Annotated in this window: 22 protein-coding genes; 7 read left to right on the top strand and 15 right to left on the bottom strand. The window is 66.0% G+C overall.

Annotation, left to right across the window (positions count from 1 at the left end; genetic code table 11):
* Positions 1 to 19 precede the first annotated feature (19 nt).
* The 15 genes from adhP to CG471_RS11290 form a co-directional block, all read right to left on the bottom strand.
* On the bottom strand, positions 20 to 1045 hold the full coding sequence (gene adhP, locus CG471_RS11220; RefSeq protein WP_004212676.1) for an alcohol dehydrogenase AdhP: 1026 nt from the start codon (positions 1043 to 1045) through the stop codon (positions 20 to 22).
* A 26-nt stretch (positions 1046 to 1071) separates the two neighbouring features.
* Complete coding sequence (locus CG471_RS11225; protein WP_015449264.1) at positions 1072 to 2592, bottom strand: aldehyde dehydrogenase family protein; 1521 nt, start codon at positions 2590 to 2592, stop codon at positions 1072 to 1074.
* A gap of 252 nt (positions 2593 to 2844) precedes the next feature.
* Complete coding sequence (locus CG471_RS11230) at positions 2845 to 3174, bottom strand: hypothetical protein (protein WP_004212674.1); 330 nt, start codon at positions 3172 to 3174, stop codon at positions 2845 to 2847.
* Positions 3175 to 3321: 147 nt separating this feature from the next.
* Positions 3322 to 3723 carry a hypothetical protein gene (locus CG471_RS30600; RefSeq protein WP_015449265.1) on the bottom strand — a complete coding sequence of 134 codons (402 nt, stop codon included), beginning with the start codon at positions 3721 to 3723 and terminating at the stop codon, positions 3322 to 3324.
* A 318-nt stretch (positions 3724 to 4041) separates the two neighbouring features.
* A complete protein-coding gene (locus tag CG471_RS11240; RefSeq protein ID WP_007406388.1) occupies positions 4042 to 4332 on the bottom strand; it encodes a hypothetical protein in 291 nt (96 codons plus the stop codon).
* Positions 4333 to 4560: 228 nt separating this feature from the next.
* On the bottom strand, positions 4561 to 5784 hold the full coding sequence (locus tag CG471_RS11245) for a glycoside hydrolase family 130 protein (RefSeq protein ID WP_016743863.1): 1224 nt from the start codon (positions 5782 to 5784) through the stop codon (positions 4561 to 4563).
* 332 nt (positions 5785 to 6116) lie between these two features.
* The gene (locus CG471_RS11250; RefSeq protein ID WP_015449267.1) at positions 6117 to 6557 is read right to left on the bottom strand and encodes a four-helix bundle copper-binding protein; all 441 of its coding nucleotides are present in this window, start codon (positions 6555 to 6557) and stop codon (positions 6117 to 6119) included.
* A 14-nt stretch (positions 6558 to 6571) separates the two neighbouring features.
* Positions 6572 to 7015 (bottom strand): DUF1622 domain-containing protein, encoded by a 444-nt coding sequence (locus CG471_RS11255; protein WP_007406411.1) that lies wholly within the window; start codon positions 7013 to 7015, stop codon positions 6572 to 6574.
* On the bottom strand, positions 7002 to 7724 hold the full coding sequence (locus tag CG471_RS11260; RefSeq protein WP_007406380.1) for a hypothetical protein: 723 nt from the start codon (positions 7722 to 7724) through the stop codon (positions 7002 to 7004). The genes CG471_RS11255 and CG471_RS11260 overlap by 14 nt, the downstream gene beginning before the upstream one ends.
* The gene (locus CG471_RS11265; protein WP_007406424.1) at positions 7721 to 8449 is read right to left on the bottom strand and encodes a hypothetical protein; all 729 of its coding nucleotides are present in this window, start codon (positions 8447 to 8449) and stop codon (positions 7721 to 7723) included. The genes CG471_RS11260 and CG471_RS11265 overlap by 4 nt, the downstream gene beginning before the upstream one ends.
* Positions 8449 to 10374, bottom strand: coding sequence for a 2Fe-2S iron-sulfur cluster-binding protein (locus CG471_RS11270; RefSeq protein ID WP_037512074.1), 1926 nt, complete (start codon positions 10372 to 10374; stop codon positions 8449 to 8451). The genes CG471_RS11265 and CG471_RS11270 overlap by 1 nt, the downstream gene beginning before the upstream one ends.
* Positions 10375 to 10397: 23 nt before the next feature.
* The gene (locus tag CG471_RS11275; RefSeq protein ID WP_037512048.1) at positions 10398 to 10718 is read right to left on the bottom strand and encodes a hypothetical protein; all 321 of its coding nucleotides are present in this window, start codon (positions 10716 to 10718) and stop codon (positions 10398 to 10400) included.
* 58 nt (positions 10719 to 10776) lie between these two features.
* Entirely contained in the window at positions 10777 to 10998 is a 222-nt protein-coding gene (locus CG471_RS11280; RefSeq protein ID WP_037512045.1) for a hypothetical protein, read from the bottom strand.
* Positions 10995 to 11474, bottom strand: a complete 480-nt coding sequence (locus CG471_RS11285) for a heavy metal-responsive transcriptional regulator (RefSeq protein WP_037512042.1) — start codon at positions 11472 to 11474, stop codon at positions 10995 to 10997. The genes CG471_RS11280 and CG471_RS11285 overlap by 4 nt, the downstream gene beginning before the upstream one ends.
* A gap of 140 nt (positions 11475 to 11614) precedes the next feature.
* Positions 11615 to 11971, bottom strand: a complete 357-nt coding sequence (locus CG471_RS11290; RefSeq protein ID WP_004212653.1) for a hypothetical protein — start codon at positions 11969 to 11971, stop codon at positions 11615 to 11617.
* Positions 11972 to 12214: 243 nt separating this feature from the next.
* Here CG471_RS11290 and CG471_RS11295 point away from each other — a divergent pair, with 243 nt between their 5' ends.
* The 7 genes from CG471_RS11295 to CG471_RS11325 all read left to right on the top strand — a co-directional run bounded on the left by CG471_RS11295 (position 12215) and on the right by CG471_RS11325 (position 20810).
* Positions 12215 to 12577 carry a hypothetical protein gene (locus CG471_RS11295; protein WP_007406428.1) on the top strand — a complete coding sequence of 121 codons (363 nt, stop codon included), beginning with the start codon at positions 12215 to 12217 and terminating at the stop codon, positions 12575 to 12577.
* A 77-nt stretch (positions 12578 to 12654) separates the two neighbouring features.
* The gene (locus CG471_RS11300; protein WP_007683334.1) at positions 12655 to 12912 is read left to right on the top strand and encodes a hypothetical protein; all 258 of its coding nucleotides are present in this window, start codon (positions 12655 to 12657) and stop codon (positions 12910 to 12912) included.
* A gap of 63 nt (positions 12913 to 12975) precedes the next feature.
* Positions 12976 to 14238, top strand: coding sequence for a TolC family protein (locus CG471_RS11305; RefSeq protein WP_029548875.1), 1263 nt, complete (start codon positions 12976 to 12978; stop codon positions 14236 to 14238).
* Complete coding sequence (locus CG471_RS11310) at positions 14235 to 15725, top strand: efflux RND transporter periplasmic adaptor subunit (RefSeq protein WP_037512039.1); 1491 nt, start codon at positions 14235 to 14237, stop codon at positions 15723 to 15725. Before CG471_RS11305 ends, CG471_RS11310 begins: the two co-directional genes overlap by 4 nt.
* Complete coding sequence (locus CG471_RS11315) at positions 15722 to 18865, top strand: efflux RND transporter permease subunit (RefSeq protein WP_016746446.1); 3144 nt, start codon at positions 15722 to 15724, stop codon at positions 18863 to 18865. Before CG471_RS11310 ends, CG471_RS11315 begins: the two co-directional genes overlap by 4 nt.
* An 11-nt stretch (positions 18866 to 18876) precedes the next feature.
* The gene (locus tag CG471_RS11320) at positions 18877 to 19266 is read left to right on the top strand and encodes a copper-binding protein (RefSeq protein WP_007683329.1); all 390 of its coding nucleotides are present in this window, start codon (positions 18877 to 18879) and stop codon (positions 19264 to 19266) included.
* A 248-nt stretch (positions 19267 to 19514) separates the two neighbouring features.
* Positions 19515 to 20810 (top strand): hypothetical protein, encoded by a 1296-nt coding sequence (locus CG471_RS11325; RefSeq protein WP_013039108.1) that lies wholly within the window; start codon positions 19515 to 19517, stop codon positions 20808 to 20810.
* Positions 20811 to 20939: the final 129 nt, after the last annotated feature.

Here is a 20939-nt window from a genome sequence, read left to right on the forward strand (position 1 = left end):
TACTTTCGCGAAGTCGGCTTCAGGCGAGGTCGAGGACGATCCGGCCCTCGATGTCGCCATGATGCATGCGGGAGAAGACGTCGTTGATGTTCTCCAGCTTGTCTGCATGGACCGTGGCCTTGACCTTGCCCTCGCCGGCGAACGCCAGTGCCTCGAGCAGATCGAGCCGCGTGCCGACGATCGAGCCGCGCACGGTAATGCCGTTCAGCACGGTGTCGAAGATCGACAACGGGAAGTCGCCCGGCGGCAGGCCGTTGAGCGCGACCGTGCCGCCGCGCCGGACCATGCCGAGCGCCTGCTGGAACGCCTTGGGCGAAACGGCGGTCACCAGCGCCCCGTGCGCGCCGCCAATGGCTTTCTTGAGCGCTGCCGAAGGGTCCTCGTTGCGCGCGTTGACCGTCAGTGTGGCGCCAAGGCGTGTAGCGAGGTCGAGCTTGCTATCGTCGATGTCGACCGCGGCCACATTGAGACCCATGGCTCGGGCATATTGCACCGCCATGTGGCCGAGCCCGCCAATGCCGGAGACGACCACCCACTCGCCGGGTCGGGCCTCGGTGGCCTTCAATCCCTTGTAGACGGTGACGCCCGCGCAGAGGATCGGCGCAATGTCGAGGAAGTCGACATTGTCGGGAAGGTGACCAACATAGTTGGGATCGGCGAGGACATATTCGGCAAAGCTGCCATTGACCGAATAGCCGGTGTTCTGCTGTTCGTGGCAAAGCGTCTCCCAGCCACCCAGGCAATGCACGCAGTGCCCGCAGGCGGTGTAGAGCCAGGGCACACCGACCCGGTCGCCTTCCTTCACATGGGTGACGCCGGCACCAACGGCGGCGACATGCCCGACGCCCTCATGGCCAGGAATGAAGGGCGGGTTGGGCTTGACCGGCCAGTCCCCTTCTGCCGCGTGCAGGTCGGTATGGCACACGCCGGTTGCCGCAATCTTGACCAGGACCTGCCCGGGGCCGACCGTCGGGATCGGCGCGTCCTCGATGACCAGGGGCTTGCCAAATTCGCGGACGACCGCCGCCTTCATGGTTTTCGCCATGTCCGTTTCTCCTTTTAAGCGGGGGGTCAGAATAGGCCGAGCGCGTGCTCGTCATAGGAGACGAGCAGATTCTTGGTCTGCTGATAATGATCGAGCATCATCCGGTGGTTTTCACGCCCGAAGCCCGATGCCTTGTATCCGCCGAAGGCGGCATGGGCGGGGTACTGATGATAGCAGTTGGTCCAGACCCGCCCGGCCTCGATCGCGCGGCCGAGCCGGTAGGCGGTGTTGCCGCTCCGGGTCCAGACGCCCGCGCCAAGACCGTAGGCGGTGTCATTGGCAAGTGCGATCGCCTCCTCGACCGTCTTGAACGTGGTGACCGACAGGACGGGACCGAAGATCTCCTCCTGGAAGATGCGCATGTGGTTCTGACCCACGAACACGGTCGGCTGCACGAAATAGCCCTGGTCGAGCGCACCGCCCGGCAGCGCCCTGGCGCCACCGACCAGACACTGCGCGCCCTCGGCCTTGCCGATATCGATATAGCCCAGGATCTTGTGGAGCTGGTCCTCCGACGCCTGCGCGCCGACCTGGACCGACGGGTCGAGCGGATCGCCCTGGCGGATCGCGGCGACGCGCGCCACGGCGCGCTCGATGAAGCGGTCGAAGATCGACTCATGGATCAGGGCGCGCGACGGGCAGGTACAGACCTCGCCCTTGTTGAAGGCGAACAAAGTAAAGCCTTCGAGCGCCTTGTCGAAGAAGGCATCGTCCTCGTCGAGCACGTCCGCCATGAAGATGTTGGGCGACTTGCCGCCAAGCTCCATCGTCTGGGGGATCAGATGGTCCGCCGCGGCGTGCATGATCTGCTTGCCGGTGACGGTCTCGCCGGTGAACGAGACCTTGGCGATGCGCGGATTGGCGGCGATCGCCTGGCCAACGGTCCGTCCCGGGCCGGTAACGACATTGAGCACGCCGGGCGGCAGGATGTCGGCGGTGAGCTCGGCGAACATCAGCAAGGTGAGCGGCGTCTGGGATGCGGGTTTGATGACGGTGCAGTTGCCCGCCGCCAGCGCCGGGGCGATCTTCCACGCCGCCATCAGCAGCGGGAAGTTCCACGGGATGATCTGGCCGACGACGCCGAGCGGCTCGCGGAAATGATAGGCGATGGTGTCCGCATCGATCGTCGAGATGCCGCCTTCCTCCGCCCGGATGCAGCCGGCGAAGTAGCGGAAATGGTCGATCGCGAGCGGCACGTCGGCAGCGCGCGTCTCGCGGATCGGCTTGCCATTGTCGATCGTCTCGGCAAGTGCCAGCAACTCCAGATTGTCTTCGAGCCGGTCGGCGACGCGATTGAGAATCCTGGCGCGTTCGGCGGGCGCGATCCTTGCCCATTGATCCTTGGCGGCGTGCGCCGCATCGAGCGCGCGCTCGACATCTTCCGGCGTCGACAGCGCGAACTCTGCGATCTGGGCGCCATTGATCGGGCTCGTGTCGGCGAAATACTCGCCGCCCGCAGGAGCGCTCCAGCGGCCTCCGATGAAATTATCATAGCGGTGTCGGAAGGAGGCCGCCGCGTTAATGGTCCCGATCGCCTTCTCGAACATAACCTGACTCCATCTCTATCGATGGCCTGACGGAGTAATCTCTTTGCCCGGGTGGCCTATAAGTAAGTTCCGCAGAAGGTAGTCTGGTATCGGGGTCGCGGGCTTGAGGGTCAGACACGCCAACAGAGCCGATGACTATTCATCGACTCCTGAACGTATTCGCGCACGCCTGATCGGAATTATGCCGAGACAGGCGTTACTCGGCCGAGTCTTCTTTTGGCGAGGGCGGCGCTTGGCATTCCAATTCTGGCGTTACGCCCGGACGCGCTTTAGGCTCACCCAATCGCCTTTCTGAAGCGTCCCGTCCCTCACGCGGAAATGAGCATAATGGTCGTCGAAAATCTGGTCGACTTCGACATGACCGACAAGACGGCGGTGGCGCGGCGTTGCGTGATAGACTTCGAGTATCTGCCCGATGTGCGCGCCATCGGCCTTACCCAGGCAGGCCACTGTGCCGCCCGCATCCATACGGACGATCTTGCCGCGCATGAACAAGCTATGGCCGATACCCTGTGCGAGGAGCGGCGTGCTGCCAAAGAGCAGAAAGCCAACAGCAGCACCGACGCCAAGATGTTTTCGCATCGCTGTTTCCTCTGTCAAGTCAGACGCTCGGACCCGGTTTTGAAAGCTGGGAGCACGGGGCGACGCTGGGCATCGTCAAAGAACTGGCCCGCCGCGGGGGAACGGCGGGCCCTCAGCCCCTGGGGTCTGTTCTCGGGGCTGGAAACCTCACATGTCGCTCATCGGCTTGTCGGCCATGGGCTTGGCGGTCTTCTTCTTCGCCGCCGGCTTGGCCTTCTTCATCGGCATCTTGCAGCAGCCACTCTTCGCCTTACCGGCCATGCCCGAGCCGTTCGATGCAGGCGAGCCGCCGGACATGCCGGCCATCCCCGACATGCCCTGTTGATCCTGCTGGGCCGGTTGCCCCTGCTGCTTCTGCGCGCCGGCCTGATGATCCTTCATCATCTGATCGTGCATCTGCTGCCCGCCATGATCCATGCCCTGCTGGTGGGCATGGGCCGGCGCAGCCTGCGCGGGCGCGGGCGTCGACTGGGCGAGAGCGGTGCCGGCGGCGAAGGTTAGCGTCGCGAAGAGGCTGACGGGCGCCGCGAGAAATGTCGTCTGTCGCATTGAGGGTCTCCGAGTGTTCTTCCTGTTGCCCGATCGACGTTCCGATCCCGGCAATTCCGAAGCTTCAATGCTGCTAGCGAGACGCTGTCTGTATACGTAAGTTACGAATCGAAATCCGATCGGCCGTGTGCCTGCTGGAGCAGGCGCGTAAAATGATGATCCGGGATCGATCAAAAATGTGACCCGGCCTGGTTTTCTCGTCCTGAGACCGGCCAGAAAAGCGATTGGCCCGCCGTGGGAACGGCGGACCAAGGCTTCGGTTGAAAGCGGCCATGATCTTGTCCGTCAACCTTGTCGTCTGATGGAATGATGGCAGGGTCAGCAACCACCGTCCGACCTGTGTGACATGCCGGAGGCGCCGTCCTGGTCCTGCGAATCCCGCATCGCCATTCGATGGCCCTGCATCATCTGGCCGTGCATCTGCTCCTTACCGTGAGCCATGCCCTGCATGTGGGCAGGATCGGGCTGGGCAGGCGCCGGCCTGGCCTTGAGGGTCTCCTCAAGATCGGGCATGCCCGGCGGCATCCCGTCCGCCAGCACCGGTCCGGCACTGACGGCGAGGAAGCCGAGAGCTGCGAGCGAAGCGATCATTGCCGTCTTCTTGCGCAAGTATCCATTCCTTCAAGTCTGGGTTTCCCGTTCGATCGAGCATATGCCCGGTCGATTGTCGCCCCTTCCGGAGCTTGCCCGTGAAATGGTGTCACCTTCCGCCTTGCTGTATACGTAATGTGCGAAGTCCGTCTCTGAGATGGCCATAAATTATCGCACTGGCATCGTTGTTGTGCCGATGTGTAACTATGGTTCGGACTCGAGAGCAGGACAGGTCGGCAACAGTGACTAATCCATGGCGGCCAGCAGACGCTCGAGAGGAATAGTGGCAAAAGTGGTGAAGCTGTCAGCAATGGCATAAGGCAGTACCAGCACCCGATTATGTACCATCGCGCCGCAGCTGTAGGCTACGTTTGGCACATAACCTTCGCGCTCATCCATGTCCGACCGCAAAAGCGGTAGCTTCGTCCGCGCCAGCAGCTTCGAGGGATCGTCACGGTCCAGCAGGCACGCCCCGATGCAATAGTTCCGAACGGCGCCGACTCCATGAGTTACGACCAGCCAGCCTTCGTCGATCTCGATCGGCGATCCGCAATTACCGATCTGGACAAACTCCCAAGGCCAGCGAGGTTCGATGGCTTTCGCTCCGCCACTCCAGTCGTGAATGTCCGCGGACGTCAGGAACCAGATATTTTCGTTATCCTCGCGCCCAAGCATGGCAAAGTGCCCGGCAATGCGTCGGGGGAAAAGCGCCATGCCCTTGCTACCGGTGGCATCCCCACGCAGCGGTCTGAGTTCGAATGTCCGGAAGTCCGGCGTGGACAACAACTCCTGCCGGACGGACTGGCCGCTAAATGCCGTATATGTACCGAAATAGGTGGCTCGGCCATCGTCGTCCAGGAAGCGGACCAAGCGAAGGTCTTCGATGCCACCACGCTGGCTGGGGGTTGTCGGAAAGATCACGATCTCCGAGAGATCGTGGCTGCCATCGCACTTGATCCGAATGCCCGCGTCCGGCCCGTCCTCGCCGGAGATGTTTTCAGTCTCCAGCACGAGCGGCATGGGGCTCGGAGGATTGATTGCTATGGTTCCGTCCGCGGCGCAAAACCCGGTGCGAAAGGTGACGGAGGAGATATGCCCCTCGCCCACGCCTCGCAGGGAAAGAATGAATCGGAGAGAGTTTTCAGGTACAGCAGACTGATCAGGATGCAGGACGATGCTCGGATTGAAAAGCGCTGCTGCCTCATAGGAATATTCGTTGCAAAAATGGGCACCGATCAAGAGCGCCTGTTCATGGGTGACCTCGCAATCACAGACGATGATGCCATCAACCTCGTGGAACCGCCGCAAAAACAGGGACGGAACCTCACGATGCCTTCCCGAGAAATCATCAAGAATGCGTTGCAACTCATCGTGGAGCGATGCTGGGTCGAGCGCCAGGACGCGGTCGGCGATGCGCTGCGCACGTGGCTGATCCGGTACCGCATATTTATAGGTTTCCGTCGACGGCATATAGGGTCTGATCACTACCCTTGCTGGATTGGGGCGGAGCAATTCGGGTAGCCGGTTGACAAATTCGGCGGTTGACACTGACTTCTCCAATACAGATCGACCGTGGAGCGTTCACGCAATCGTAAAGATGGTGCTCGGCATTACCCGACTATCGGGTGGCGGCACGGAAGGCTCCGGCGATGGCGGGTGCGATGATTTCCGCCGTTGCCGGATACTCGGACTTTGTGCCACGTGCCATGATCGCTGTCCTGGCGTAGTTGTCGGACACACAAGCTGTGACCGGGGGCTCTGGCCTGAACGTGACTATGTGGGGCACGTGCGAAGCGCGCCGCTCAGCTCGACATGTCCGCCATCGTTCGGCAGCTCGCCGCGCATTTCTTGCAGGTGGCCGAGCAACGCGCGATCCGCTGGTCCGCGCTATGGCGTCCGCATTCCTCGGCGCAGCGCTCGCAAGCGTCGGCGCAGGCGCGGCAGACGATGCGGTGCAGGGCAGATTCCCGCAGCATCGAGTTGGCGGTCGCCTGGCACAGTTCCGCACAGTCGTTCAGCATGGCGATCAGCGACGCCGTAGCTGACGCGCCGCCTTGCTTCGTCAGCCAAGCGGCGGTTTCCAGGCACATGCGGTGCGAAGCCACGCAATCGTCGATGCAGTCCGTCATCGACATCGCCATCCCTTCCATTCGATGCTGCTGCGCCGCCGCCGGCACAGCCAGCGTTCCGGCGGCGGCAAGGCCGGCGCCGGCCATCAGCAATTCGCGTCTCTCGATCATCATGCACCTCCCATCTGCTATCCCTTGAGCGCTGTGCCGCATCCGGCGGCCTCAGCCGTCGCAGGCGACCCATCCGACGCCGCACGCGCCTTCTCCCGCGCCATCCGGGTTTCCTCCCAGGGCCAGTGGCCGTTGATCTCGACCCCGAGCGAGATGCTCAGGAAGGTCCGCACCAGCACCAGCCCGGCCAGAACGATGAGATCGTCGAGCGTTGGGTTGATCACCAGCGACTTGACGATGTCGCCGGCGACCAGAAATTCCAGGCCGAGCAGGATGCTGCGGCCGAGCGCCGAGCGGAACGCGCTATAGGCCTCGGTTCGGTCGCCCGCCCTCGCCCGCCGCGCAAACAGAAAGGTTGCGAGCCCCGCGCCGACCAGGATGGTCAGCGTGCCCGCCAGTTCCAGGCCGATCACCGCGAGCCGGAAGAAGGCGCTCAGCCAGTCGGCCTCAATGGTGATCATACCAGCCTCGCTTGCGGATATTGTTGAAGCTGTCGGTGGCGTGACAGGCATAGCATTGGTCGACGCGCGCCTTCGATCCGGCTGCGCGCTGCGAGACCATGCTGAAATGCTCCATGAAGTGACTCGGCGGCGCCTTGTGGCACTCGGCGCACTGCGTCGAATTGACCGATGGATGGCGGTAATTGGCGATCTTCCAGCTGTCGGTCTTGTGGCAGCTCGCGCAGTCGGTGCCGAACAGGCCCTGGTGCGGATCGCGGAACGCATGGCAGCTCGCGCAATTGAGCGCGGTCTCGGGGGTCAGGCTTCGAGTGTTTGTCGACATGCCCGCCAAAGGCTGCCGCCACTTCGCCATGTCGAGCAACGCGGCGTGATCCATGCGGATGATGCCGCGCTCTCCCTCATGTTCGACGTGGCAGGAGGTGCACTGCGTCGCTTTCGCGTGGAACTGCGTCGACTGCTTCGTCCCGAAATCGGTGCCCGCATGGCAGGTGAGACAGGTCCGGGTTTCGACGCCCTTGCCCGGCGTGTGGCAGGCCGTGCATTGGCCGGCAAAGGACTGGTGCGCGCTCGAGAGCGGGCCGGGCGAGACGAGCTGCGCCACCAGGCCGGCATCCCTCGGCGCGTCCGATCGCATCCGGATCGCGACCGCGGCGACCATCACCAGCAGGGCTGCGATGAAGACGGCGTAGGAAAGACGCTGCCAGCTCATAGCCAGCGCAGCCCGTAATAGATCGCCGCGCCGACGTGGAGCGCGAGCAGCGCGAAGATGAGACAGCCCAGCAGGATGTGCAGGAACCGCCACCGCGCGAACAGGGTGTTGGTTGCCTCTTCGGCACGGATCGCGAATTCGGTATCGGCCAGCGCTGCGGCGATCCCCGCCTTGTCCTGGGGGCGCTGGCCCGCGGACGCATCCCCGGCGACGAACAGATAGCGCTTCCAGCCCGACAGCGGCGGGGCTGCGGTATCGGCCTGCGTCGGCGCCGCCGGCTCCTCGAGGAAGGCGGCGCGAAGCGAGGCCAGTTCTGACCTGCGTCCGCGCAGCGCCCGACCAAGCTGGGCAAGCAGGTAGCGGCCGATGAAGCCGGTGATGACCGTCATCAGCAGGAGGACGGTCAGAAGCAGGCCGACCGGGCTTTCGAGCTTGTGCGCGGCGTGGACCAGACCCAGGATCGGCGCCAGCACGCCGGCATAGATGTGGATGGCGAGCAGGGTTGGCTTGCTGACGACCCGGGAGAGCGCCTTGTCGACCCAGGCGATGTGTTTGGCCGCGACATAAGGAAGCGTCAGCAGCATCAGCACGAGCGCTGCGATCCCGATGATCCCGCCGGCCAGGCTACCCGGAAAGCGGGGCGACACATGCACGAGATAGCCGAACGGGAACAGCAGCAGGAACGCGACCAGCAGGCCCACGGCAATGTCGCTGCGTTCGCGCATCAGGCTTCGACCACGAGCGGCGTGCCCGTCCCCTTCGCCTGGCACGCGAGCACATAGCCTTGCGCCTTGTCGGCGGGCGCAAGGCCGGATTCGACCTCCATCGTCACTTCGCCCTGCAGCAGCTTGACCACGCAGGCGCCGCATGTGCCCGCACGGCATGCATAGGGGATCTCGACGCCCGCGCCCTCGGCCGCCTCCAGCACGGTCTCGTCCGCGGGCAAGGCCGCCGACACCCCCGACACGGAGAAGGTCACCGTGCTCGGCGCCACCTCGGCGCTCGGGGCCGGCTTATCCGCTGGCGGGGGCGCGGGCTTGACCTCGAGATCCTCGTGGTCGGCCGGCAGCGAGGCCGGACCGAACGCCTCGGTGTGCAGCTGCGCTTCGGGGACGCCGAGCTCCGCCAGTATGCCGCGCATCGCACCCATCATCGCCGGCGGGCCGCACATATGGATTCGCCGGCTCGCGATCTCCGGCACCGCGGCCAGGATCATCTCACGGGTGATCGGTCCTTCGGGGCCCATCCAGACGGTGCCGGGGGCGCGCTGCATCGCGGCGACGACATGGAGGTTGACAAAGCGGCGCTCGAGCCGCTCGAGCTCGTCGCGGAACACGAATTCCTCGGTCGACCGTGCGCCGTAGAAGAAGAAGATATCACCCTTCCACGCGGTGTCGGTGAGATAGCGCAGCACCGACATCATTGGCGTGATGCCGACCCCGCCCGCGATCAGCACGATGCTCTGCGCATCCGTTCCCGTGAAGGTGAAGGCGCCGAACGGTCCGCTGACCTTCAGCAGATCATCGGCGACGACCTTGTCGTGCAGGTGTCGCGAGACCACGCCCTGTTCCTCGCGCTTGACCGTCAGCTCGACATAGGCCCGCTGGGTCGGCGAAGAGGCGATCGTGTAGGAACGGCGCGCGGTCTTGCCCGCTTCGGGCTCTACCTCGACCTGCAGGAACTGGCCTGGCAGGAAGTCGAACGGCAGCCGGTCGGCGGCCGGGTCCGCGAGCCGGAAGGTCAGCACGCTCGGCGTCTCGCGCACGATCTGGACCACGCGCAGCTGCCCCGCCCAGCTTTTGGGCTTGCGCAGCGAAGCCCCGGCAGGCGCGGCCGCATTGCTCGGCGCGAGCCCGGCGCTGTTGGCAACGGGTGCAGGCGCGGGCGCAACCCTGATAGCGGGAGGAGCAGCCGTCGGTTCCGGCTTTGCCGGCGCCTTGCCGGGGGCGACGCCGCCGGCGATCGCCGCGATCCGCCGCAGGCGGAAGATCTGCAGCGCGATCAGCGTGGCGCTCACCAGCCCCAGGAACAGCATGAGAAGGAGGTGCGAGGGCGAGATGCCGAACCAGTGATCGGCATGGCCGGGCGCGGCCTGGTCGATATCGAGTTGATCGCGCAACCAGGCAAGCCCGACCTCCCGGGGTGGCTGCAAGCCGCCGATCGCGCCCTGCGCGGCGGTGCCGGACCGGAACAGGTCGGTCCCCTCGCGCATGCGGCGCGCCGCATCGAGCCGTGCCGAGACCGTGGTTGCGCGCGCGCCGTCGGCCGAGGCGGCGTTGATCATCGCCAGACCCGTGCTTACCCGATCCCCGGCCTGCGCGGCGACCCGCTGCCTTGCCGCTTCGTCGAGCGCGGGAAGGGCGAGCAGTTGCGAGATGAAGCCGGTCCGGCGCGATTCATGACCGTGCTCATTCTCCCCTTCCCCATTGATCATGCGATCCATCATGGGGTTCATCATCTTCGCCATGTCCGAGGACCCCGGCTCTGCCGGTGCGGACATCCCCCCGCCGGCCGGCATGGCCGCCGCCCCCATGCCGGCGCCATGATGCGCGGCATGATCCTCGCCCTCCTGCGCGCCCGCGCTCACGGACAGGCTGAGAGCGATTGCGCAGCCGAGGCTCAAGCGTCGAAGGCTGATCCGCCTGGACATCCTCATCCCCTTCGTGTGCGAGCCTACATATCCTTCATCGGCATCGCCGCGTTGCTCGGCGCGGCATCGGGTGCCGGCGCGGCCTGGTTGCCGGCCCCGGCGCGCATCGCGTCATGATCCATCGCCTGACGGTGATGCCGCTCCATCTCGGCCTGGTTGCCCATCGCGTCCATCGGCGCCGCGTCTGCAGCGTTGCCGCTGTCGGTCAGGACAGGGGTGGCGGCGACGCTGTTCGCCGCAGGCGGCACCGTCTGGTCGGTCTTGCGGTCGCAGCCCGAAAGCGCGAGCGCCAGCAACAGGCTTCCGCTGACAAGCGGAAGGGCTTTTTTCGCATGGTCGATCATGGCTTGCTCCTTGGCTTGAAAACTGTGTCCGGGCGCCATCCCTGGCGCCCGGATCGGATCATTGCGCGTTGCGCAGGATCCGGAGACACTGGTCGTGCGAGAGGTTCATCGGGTTGCGCCCCTGCCCCTTCATCTCGCGATGGTCATGCGGCGTCTGGAGCCCCATATTGCCCTCCATCGCCCGGCAACTCTCCACCTGCGCCGAGGTCGGCCGCGTGGTCACACAGGCGCCCAGAAGCAGCGCCGGCGTGAGGATGGCGATCAAACGTATTTTCTTCATGACAAAACCCCTTTCGCTCGTGGTGATCGTTCGTCCTGCGCTGCCTGATGTTTCTTGTTATGCTGCTGGTCTTTCCGCCGCGCCGTCAGGAAGGCGAGGATCGGGCAATCGGAGACGGGCACTTCGCCCGGGCATTCGTCGGCGAGCATCCGCAGCATGTCGCGGATATCCGACAGGCGCTCGAGCCGGGCTTCGGCGTCAGCGATCTTGGCAAGCGTGATATCGAGCACGGCCTGGGCATGCGCGGTGTCCGACGCCCTGAGCGCCAGCAGCTGCCGGGCCTGTTCGAGTGTGAAACCAAGCTCCTGCGCCGAGCGGATGAAATTGACGCGCTCGAGGTCGGTCGCGTCGTAGAGCCTGTAGCCCGCTGCCGTGCGCGCGGGCTCGCGCAGCAAGCCCATCCGCTCATAATAGCGGATCGTATCGCGGCCCACGCCTGCCGCGGTGGCCAGTTCGCCGATCTTGAAATTGCCCATGTCATCCGCTCGATCATGCCGGTTGGACCATGGTCCAGGGTCAAGCGGTTTCGCTTTGACCCCGAACGGTCTCCTCGTCGCCGGCGGCCCGCTGCCCCGACGCGTCGCAGGGCAGCCCGTGCCGCCGGGCCACCGGCTTGTCAGTTCTTGCGAAGCTCGACGATGTCGTGCCTGGCAGGCGTGCCGTCGGCGACGGACACGTGCGCGAAGTGATCGTCAAAGATATGGTCGATCGTCACATGGCCGACGAGCTGGCGGTGATAGGTCGGCGCCACGCCCTTGGACGGACCCGGATGGGTCACGACGCGATAGACCTCGAGCTTCTGGCCGACCTCGGCGCCATCGGCCTTGCCGATGCAGACGACCGTGCCGTTGCTGCCCGTGTCGACGATCGAGCCGCGCATGAACAGGCTGTGCCCGATGCCCTGGGCCATAGCGGGGACGGCAGCAAGCATCGAAATGCCGGCAAGCGCGACCATGAGAGTTTTTCTGACCATATTCACCTCCTTGGATGGTAAGCCACCGCCCGGACTTTGCCGAGGGGAAGAGCGTCTCTTCAGGCTTGGGACTACGGTCCCGGGTCCAGCCTCGATATACGTAGAGGCCGCAGCCGATCTTCTTCCCCGGGCCGGATCTTTATTGACGCGGAGTTGACGGAATCAGCCGTCAGCACTTCAAAATCCGCGCGGCGCGAGACTTTGGTTGGCTGCGCCCGCGAAACCCGCTAGATATCGAGGCCCGTGAAACGCCTGCTCGCCCTCCTGCTCGTCATCGGAGCGCTGTCCGGTCTCTTCGGAGCCCAGATGGCGGCCGCGCACAGCGTGCCGCAGGCGGCAGGCGCGCCGCTGGCCAAGGGCATGGATGCGGACTGCATGGCGATGATGGCCAAGCAGCAGCCTGCGCCCAGCGAAAAGCCCTGCAAGGGCCTGACGCTCGATTGCATCGCCGCGATGGGGTGCGTGATCCCGCTGGTCGCAGCGGACCTGGCAGGCGGCGTTGCGCCTGCGCGTCTCTACGACGCGCCCAGCTTCTGGACGACCGACACGATATTGACCGGCAAGGCGGTTGCGCCCGAGCCGGATCCTCCCACCAGCCTTGCCTGATTGAACGAGCACGGGCTGCGCGCATCGATCGATGCGTGCGCGCCCGGTTTCCTTCTTTTCAGTCAAAGGTTTTCGTGATGATCAAACTGCTTCCGGCCGCCCTTGTGGCGGCCCTCAGTCTCGCCGCGCCTGCGCTTGCAACCGACGCGAGCCGCACGCCGCAAGGCCATTGGGAATGGCGGTCGGCGCCGCAATATGGTCCGCGGGCGACTGGCCCTGCGCGTGTCCGCATATGGGTGCCCGACAGCCGGGACATGGCCAGCTGCGATTGCGCGATGATGCAGGCAAGCGCCGCCGACTGCATGCGCGGCGCAGTCAGGTCGGACAAGGGCTAAACCCGCTCCGGAGCGGCGCGTCACATCTTGGCGCGCCGCCTCTGTCATGAGGGGATGATATCCATGATCATGATGCCGAGGCGCGCTGTGCGACGCCTGTTGCTCTCTATCGGTGCGACGCTTGCGAGCGCCTGGGCCGTGCCGGTGTCGGCCGGCCCGCTCACCTACGAGCAGGCAGTGAGGCTCGCTGCCGCCAACGCGCCAAGCCTCAAGGCGCGCGCGGCGGCGACAGCCGGCGCCCGCTCTTCGGCGGTCGCGGCCGATCGCCTGCCCGATCCGACGCTCGACCTGGGCCTGCAGAACTTCCCGGTGAGCGGCCCCAATGCCGGCAGCTTCACGCGCGACGATTTCACTATGGCGACGATCGGGTTCAGCCAGACCTTCCCCAATCTCGCCAAGCGCCATGCACGCGCCGCGCGCGCCGCGGCCGATATCGGTATCGCCGAGGCGGGCGAGCTGGTCGAAGGCCGCAACGTGCGGCTCGAGACCGCCCTCGCCTGGGTCGATCTCTATTATGGAGAACGCCGGCTCCGGCAGCTCGACCTGCTCGATGCCAGCCTCGACGACCTGCAGAAGACCGTGACCGCACGCCTGGCGTCGGGCAGCGCGCGCCCGAGCCAGGCGCTCGAGCCCGACCAGCTCCGCGCCGCCATCGCCGATCGCCGCGCCGAGATGGCTGCGGTGGTGGCGCAGGCGCGGGCCCGGCTCGCGCGCTATACCGGCGACCCCGACCCGCAGGCGACGGGCGACCCGCCGATGCTCGATGTCGATCCGATCCGGCTGCGGGCCGAAATCGATGCGCTTCCCGCCCTGCGCGCGCAGGACGCGCGGATCGCAGTCGCCGAAGCGGACGTGCGTCTCGCGCGCGCCGACAAGCGCCCCGACTGGAAGGTCGGCGTCACCTATGGCCGGCGCGATCCCATGTACGGCGACATGGCCTCGGTCGGCGTGTCGATCGACCTGCCGCTGTTCGCCGGCAAGCGCCAGAACCCCAGGATCGCTGCAAGCGAGAGCCTTGCGCAAGGGGGTCGGTTCGACCGCGAGGCGATCCGCCGCGAGCTGGTGGCGCAGCTCGACGCCGATCTCGCAGACCATGCCATGCATCTCTCCCGGTTGCGCAATGCCCGCGAGACGCTGGTGCCACTCGCCAGGCACCGCGCCGAGCTCGACCGCGACAGCTATGGCGCCGGCAAGCTCGACCTTGGCGCCGCGCTGCTCACGACGCTCGGGCTCGCGGAGGCCGAGGTCGAGGCGCTCAACCGCGAAGCCGACGTCGCGCGCGACGCGGTCCGCATCACTATCACCTATGGGGAGGAGCGGCCATGACGCTCGATAAATCCGCGCTGCGCTGGGGCGCATCGATCCTGGCTGTCGCGCTGCTGGCCGGCGGCACAGGCTATTGGGCTGGCCATCGCCAGGCACCGCAATCGGAGGCGACCACGCCCGCCGGGGCAGGCAAAGTCCTTTACTGGTACGATCCGATGTTCCCCAACCAGAAGTTCGACAAGCCCGGCAAGTCGCCCTTCATGGATATGCAGCTCGTGCCGCGATACGCGGACGGAGGAAGCGCCGGCGCGGCCCCCACGGTCGCCGTCGATCCCGCCGCGCGGCAGAGCCTGGGATTGCGGGTCGTCGCGGCGAAGATGGGCAGCCTTGCCTCGGCCCTCGAGGTCACCGGCACGATCGACTTCAACCAGCGCGACGTCGCCGTCATCCAGGCGCGTTCGGGCGGGTTCGTGAGCCGCGTCTATGCGCGAGCGCCCGGGGACGTGGTCCGCGCCGGCGCGCCGATCGCGGACCTGCTCCTGCCCGAATGGGGCGGCGCGCAGACCGAATATCTGAGCGTCAGGCGGCTCGGCAAGCCCGACCTCACCGCGGCCGCGCGCCAGCGACTGCGGCTGATGGGCATGTCCGACGGCCTCATCGCCAGCGTCGAGCGGAGCGGACGCCCGAACGGCGTGGTGACGATCACGACGCCGATCTCGGGCACGATCCAGACGCTCGACGCCCGTGCCGGCGTGACGCTCGCCATGGGCCAGACGCTCGCCCAGGTAAGCGGGCTCGGCACCGTCTGGCTCAATGCCGCGGTGCCCGAAGCGCGCGCGGGCGATGTCCGGGTCGGCCAGAATGCCAGCACCACGCTGGCGGGCTTCCCCGGCGAGCGCTTCGCCGGCCGGGTGATCGCGATCCTGCCGACCACGCAGGCCGACAGCCGCACGCTCACCGTGCGGATCGAGCTGCCCAACCGGGACGGCCGGTTGCGGCCGGGCATGTTCGCCAGCGTCGCGCTTGGCGGCGATGCCAAGCCGGCGCTGCTGGTGCCGAGCGAAGCGGTGATCCGCACGGGCAGGCGCACGCTCGTCATGCTGGCCGCAGGCGACGGGCGCTATCATCCCGCCGAGGTCCGCATCGGCCGCGAGGCAGGCGGCGAGACCGAGATCCTTGCCGGCCTGTCGCCCGGCGAGAACGTCGTCGTCTCGGGGCAGTTCCTGATCGATTCCGAGGCGAGCCTGTCGGGAATCGAGGCGCGGCCGATCGGCGGCGGTGCGGCATCGGCGACCATCGCCGCGCCGGCGTCGAAAGCCACGCTGTACGAGACGACGGGCAAGATCGAGCGGATCACGGCCAATTCGGTGACGCTCAGCCACGAGCCCGTTCCCGCGCTCGACTGGCCGGCGATGACGATGACCTTCGCGCTCGCCAATCCGGGCATCGCGCGCGGCTTCAAGGCGGGTGACCGGGTCCGGTTCGGGTTCGACCGGCCCCCGACGGGACCGACGCTGCGGCATATGGCGAAGGTGGCGGGCCAGTGATCGCCCATCTCATCCGCTGGTCGGTGAGGAACCGCTTCTTCGTCGTGCTCGGCATGCTCGCGCTGGTCGGCGCGGGCCTGTGGGCGGTGCGCTCGACCCCGATCGACGCGCTGCCCGATCTTTCCGACGTGCAGGTCGTGATCCGCACTTCCTATCCGGGTCAGGCGCCGCAGATCGTCGAGAACCAGATCACCTATCCGCTCACCACCACCATGCTGTCGGTGCCCGGCGCCAAGACGGTGCGCGGCTATAGCTTCTTCGGCGACAGCTTCGTCTATGTGATCTTCGAGGACGGCACCGATCTCTACTGGGCGCGCAGCCGCGTGCTCGAATATCTCAACCAGGTCCAGGGTCGGTTGCCGGCCAGCGCCCGCAGCGCGCTCGGGCCGGACGCGACCGGGGTCGGCTGGGTCTATGAATATGCGCTGGTCGACCGCACCGGCCGGCACGATCTCTCGCAGCTTCGCGGGTTGCAGGACTGGTTCCTGCGCTACGAGCTGAAGACCGTGACCGGCGTGGCCGAAGTCGCCAGCATCGGCGGCATGGTCAAGCAGTACCAGGTGCTGCTCGATCCGGTGAAGCTCGCGGCCTACGGCGTAACCCACGCCCAGGCAGTGCAGGCGATCAGCCAAGCCAATCAGGAAGCCGGCGGCTCGGTGCTGGAAATGGCCGAGGCCGAATATATGGTCCGCGCCTCGGGCTATCTGAAAACGCTCGACGATTTCCGGGCAATCCCGCTCAAGACTGCGGCGGGCGGCGTGCCCGTCCGGCTCGGCGATGTCGCCACGATCCAGGTCGGCCCCGAGATGCGGCGCGGCATCGCCGAACTGAACGGCGAAGGCGAGGTCGCCGGCGGCGTCGTTATTCTTCGGTCAGGCAAGAACGCCCGTGAGACCATCGCGGCGGTCAAGGACAAGCTCGCCGATCTCAGGAAAAGCCTGCCGCCGGGCGTCGAGGTGGTCACGGTCTATGACCGCTCGCAGCTGATCGATCGCGCGGTCGAGAACCTCACCCGCAAGCTGGTCGAGGAGTTCATCGTCGTCGCATTGGTCTGCGCCCTGTTCCTCTGGCACGTCCGCTCGGCGCTGGTCGCGATCCTGACCTTGCCGCTCGGTGTGCTGGCCGCGTTCGTCGTAATGCGGTTCCAGGGGGTGAACGCCAACATCATGTCGCTGGGCGGCATCGCCATCGCCATCGGCGCGATGGTGGATGCGGCGGTCGTCATGATCGAGAACGCCCACAAGAGGATCGAACGCTGGGAGCAGGATCACCCGGACAGACATCTCGATGGCGAGATGCGCTGGATCGTCGTCACCGAGGCGGCGGCCGAGGTCGGGCCGGCGCTGTTCTTCAGCCTGCTGATCATCACGCTGTCGTTCATTCCGGTCTTCACCCTGGAGGCGCAGGAAGGCCGGCTGTTCGCGCCGCTCGCCTTCACCAAGACCTATGCGATGGGCGCGGCCGCGATCCTGTCGGTGACCCTGGTGCCGATCCTGATGGGCTGGCTGATCCGGGGCCGCATTCCGGCCGAGCAGGCCAATCCGGTCAATCGCTGGCTCACCAATATCTACCGGCCCGCGATCGACTGGACGATGAAGCGGCCCAAGGCAGTGCTGCTGATCGCGGCTCTGGTGTTCGCCACCACGGCCTGGCCGCTCAGCCGGCTCGGCGGCGAGTTCATGCCCAATCTCGACGAGGGCGACCTGCTCTACATGCCCTCGGCGCTGCCGGGCCTCTCGGCCGCCAAGGCGAGTGAGCTGCTCCAGCAGACCGACCGCCTGATCAAGACCGTGCCCGAAGTCGAAAGCGTGTTCGGCAAGGCCGGCCGCGCCGAGACCGCGACCGATCCCGCGCCGCTCGAAATGTTCGAGACGACGATCCAATTCAAGCCCCGCGACCAGTGGCGGTCGGGCATGACGCCCGAACGCCTTGTCGACGAGCTCGATCGCCGGGTGAAGCTTCCGGGTCTCGCCAATATCTGGGTGCCGCCGATCCGCAACCGCATCGACATGCTCGCGACGGGCATCAAGAGCCCGATCGGGGTCAAGGTGTCGGGCAGTGACCTCGCCGAGCTCGACCGCATCGCGCATGATGTCGAGACCGTGGCCAGGAGCGTGCCCGGCGTCAGCTCGGCGCTCGCCGAGCGGCTGACCGGCGGACGCTATGTCGATGTCGACATAGACCGCGCCGCCGCCGCGCGGTTCGGGCTCAACATCGCCGACGTCCAGGCCATCGTCTCCGGCGCGATCGGCGGCGAGACGATCGGCGAGACGGTCGAGGGCCTCGCCCGCTACCCGATCAGCGTGCGCTATCCGCGCGAATTGCGCGACAGCCTCGACGGGCTGCGGGGGCTACCGATCCTGACGCCCGCGGGCCAGCAGATCACCCTCGGCACGGTCGCCAATGTCACGATCGCCGAAGGGCCGCCGATGCTCAAGACCGAGAATGCCCGGCCCTCGACCTGGGTCTATGTCGATGTGCGCGGGCGCGATCTCGCCTCGGTGGTTGGCGATCTGCAACGCGCGGTGGCGAGACAGGTTCGGCTCTCGCCGGGGGTCAGCATCGCCTATTCGGGCCAGTTCGAATATCTCGAGCGCGCAGTCGACCGGTTGAAGCTGGTCGTGCCCGCGACGCTGCTGATCATCTTCGTGCTGCTCTACCTGATCTTCGGCCGCTTCGACGAGGCTGCGCTGATCATGGGCACGCTGCCGTTCGCGCTGACCGGCGGCATCTGGACGCTCTATCTGCTGGGGTTCAACCAGTCGGTTGCCACCGGGGTCGGGTTCATCGCGCTCGCCGGCATCTCCGCCGAGTTCGGGGTGGTGATGCTGATCTATCTCAAGAACGCGCTGGCGGAGCACACCGCAAATCCGGACGCCGCCGAAGTCGAGGCCGCCGTGCGCGAAGGCGCGCTGCTGCGCGTCCGTCCCAAGGCGATGACGGTGGCAGTGATCCTGGCCGGCCTGCTGCCGATCCTGCTGGGATCAGGCGCGGGTTCGGAGGTCATGAGCCGGATTGCCGCGCCGATGATCGGCGGCATGCTGACCGCGCCCTTGCTCTCAATGTTCGTCCTGCCCGCCGCCTATCTGCTGTTGCGCCGGCCCAAGACCGATCCCATCCCTCAACCCGTTTCATCATGAAGGAGAAGACGATGAACCATGCACGACTGACCATTGCCCTCGGCCTCGCCGCCCTGACTGCCGCGTGCGGCAAGAAGGCGGAGGCCCCCGTTGCGACTGAGACCAACGAGGCGGCGCCCGCCGCGACCATGAGCGGCGACATGGGCAACATGTCGATGGCGCCTGACGCGAACGCCGCGATCAAGGCCAAGGGCCATGGCACCGTCACCGCGATCGACAAGGCGGCAGGCACGATCACGCTCGATCATGGTCCGATCCCGGAGGCCAAGTGGCCCGCGATGACGATGGCGTTCAAGGCCGCGCCGTCGATCACCGATGCGGTCAAGGTCGGCGACAAGGTCGATTTCGACCTCTCGCTCAAGGGCAGCGATGGCGAGGTCACCGCGATCGCAAAGCAGTGATCCGCTAAGTTCGACCGGAAAAAGCTGGTTGCGTCGCCGCTCCCGGGCGGCGACGCCCGTGCCGGCCGTCTGCCTGGCTGTGCGCCCGGTCGACGGTTGCGACCGGCAACGCCCAATGCCAGCGGCGTTTCCCTGCGCGATCACCGACAATTTGAGCACGCTTCGCGGATCGCACATTGAACGTGCAAGCCGCCCTTGCTCGCGATAGCCTGAACGGCAAGGAGCCCAGTTTAGATGACCCAGCCAGTATGACCTTGTTACCCGCGACACATCATGATCTCGTGAGCGAGCTTGTCCGTCGTTGGCGAGACGATCCCGGCGCCACCTATCGCTCCTGGTTTCTGTGGGACGAACGGCTGAAAAACTTCCGCTCCATCCGTCGCGGGCTGCAGCAGGTGGTCGCAGAAATCGAAAGTGGGCGGTTCGGCGTCGCCTATCGCGGCTCGTCACTGGAAACGGTTGTCCACTCGATCGCCGAACAGCGGCAGATCTTCAAGGGCGCCGACCATGCCTGGCTGTGGAAGCCCAAGCTGCGCATTCCAGACATCTACGAAAGCCCGGACAACCAGCGGGCGTTCGGTCGCCTGCTCGACAATTGCTCGTGCTGCGATACCGCCGAGGAGATCATCAGCCACATCCGCAGCATAGACGCGCTCAAGATCAAGGGGCTGGGGCCGGCGGCGGCCAACCTGCTCTATTTCCTTCACCCGACGCTGGTGCCGCCCTTCAATACCGCGATCGTCAAGGGCTACAATGCCGTCACCGGCGCCAAGGTGAAGCTCGGGTCATGGGATCATTTTCTCGCCATGCGCGCCGGCATCCTCGACCTCAACGACCGTTACCGCGAGTTGCTCTCCAACGATCTCGGCGCGATCGGCGGACTGTTGTTCGACATTGGCTCGGGCCGCTATCCCGCGCCACCGCTGGAGGATGACGCAACGGCGGCCGACGACTGGCTCGGCAGATTGGAACATGCCAGAGCGGAGGCAAGCCGGCTCGACAAGACAGCCGCCGCGCAGGGCGAAACCGATCGCACGCACGCTGAAATCCAGGCCTGGCTGCGCGACCTCGGCCATGCCCTCGGTTACGATGTGTGGATCGCCGCCAATGACCGCGGTCGACTTCACGCTGGCTGCCCGCTTGGACAGGGATGCCTCGAGCGCCTTCCAGACGCAATTGCGACCTCTCCCGGAGCGGACTCGATCCGCCTCATCGACGTGTTGTGGCTGGCGAAGGGTGGCGACGGCGTCGCCGCCGCGTTCGAGGTTGAACATTCGACCTCGATCTACTCGGGGATCGTGCGCATGCTCGATCTGGCGCTGTCGGGGAGCGATCTGCACGCTGCCGCCGGGCTATTCCTGGTCGCACCGAATGCGCGCGAGCAGGACGTTCGCGCGCAACTCCGTCGCCCGGCTTTCAGCCGTATTGCCGATCTCGACTTCGCCTATCTGCCCTATGGCGAGCTGGAGAGAAACAGGGACGCGATCGCTCGTTTTGGAACGGGATTGAAGGCCATCAAGGCGATCTCAAGCCCCCTTCCCTGAAAGGGGGCGTTTGCGGGAGGGGGCGGAATCCTACGCCAAGCTCGCCCAGATAGCCGGCGCGAGATCTTACTTGTTGCTGCCTTCTACGGTCGCGCCAGAAAGGCGACGGCTCAGTTCTATCCGGCGATG

It is taken from the genome of Sphingobium sp. IP1, assembly GCF_002708645.1.
Classification (GTDB): domain Bacteria; phylum Pseudomonadota; class Alphaproteobacteria; order Sphingomonadales; family Sphingomonadaceae; genus Sphingobium; species Sphingobium yanoikuyae.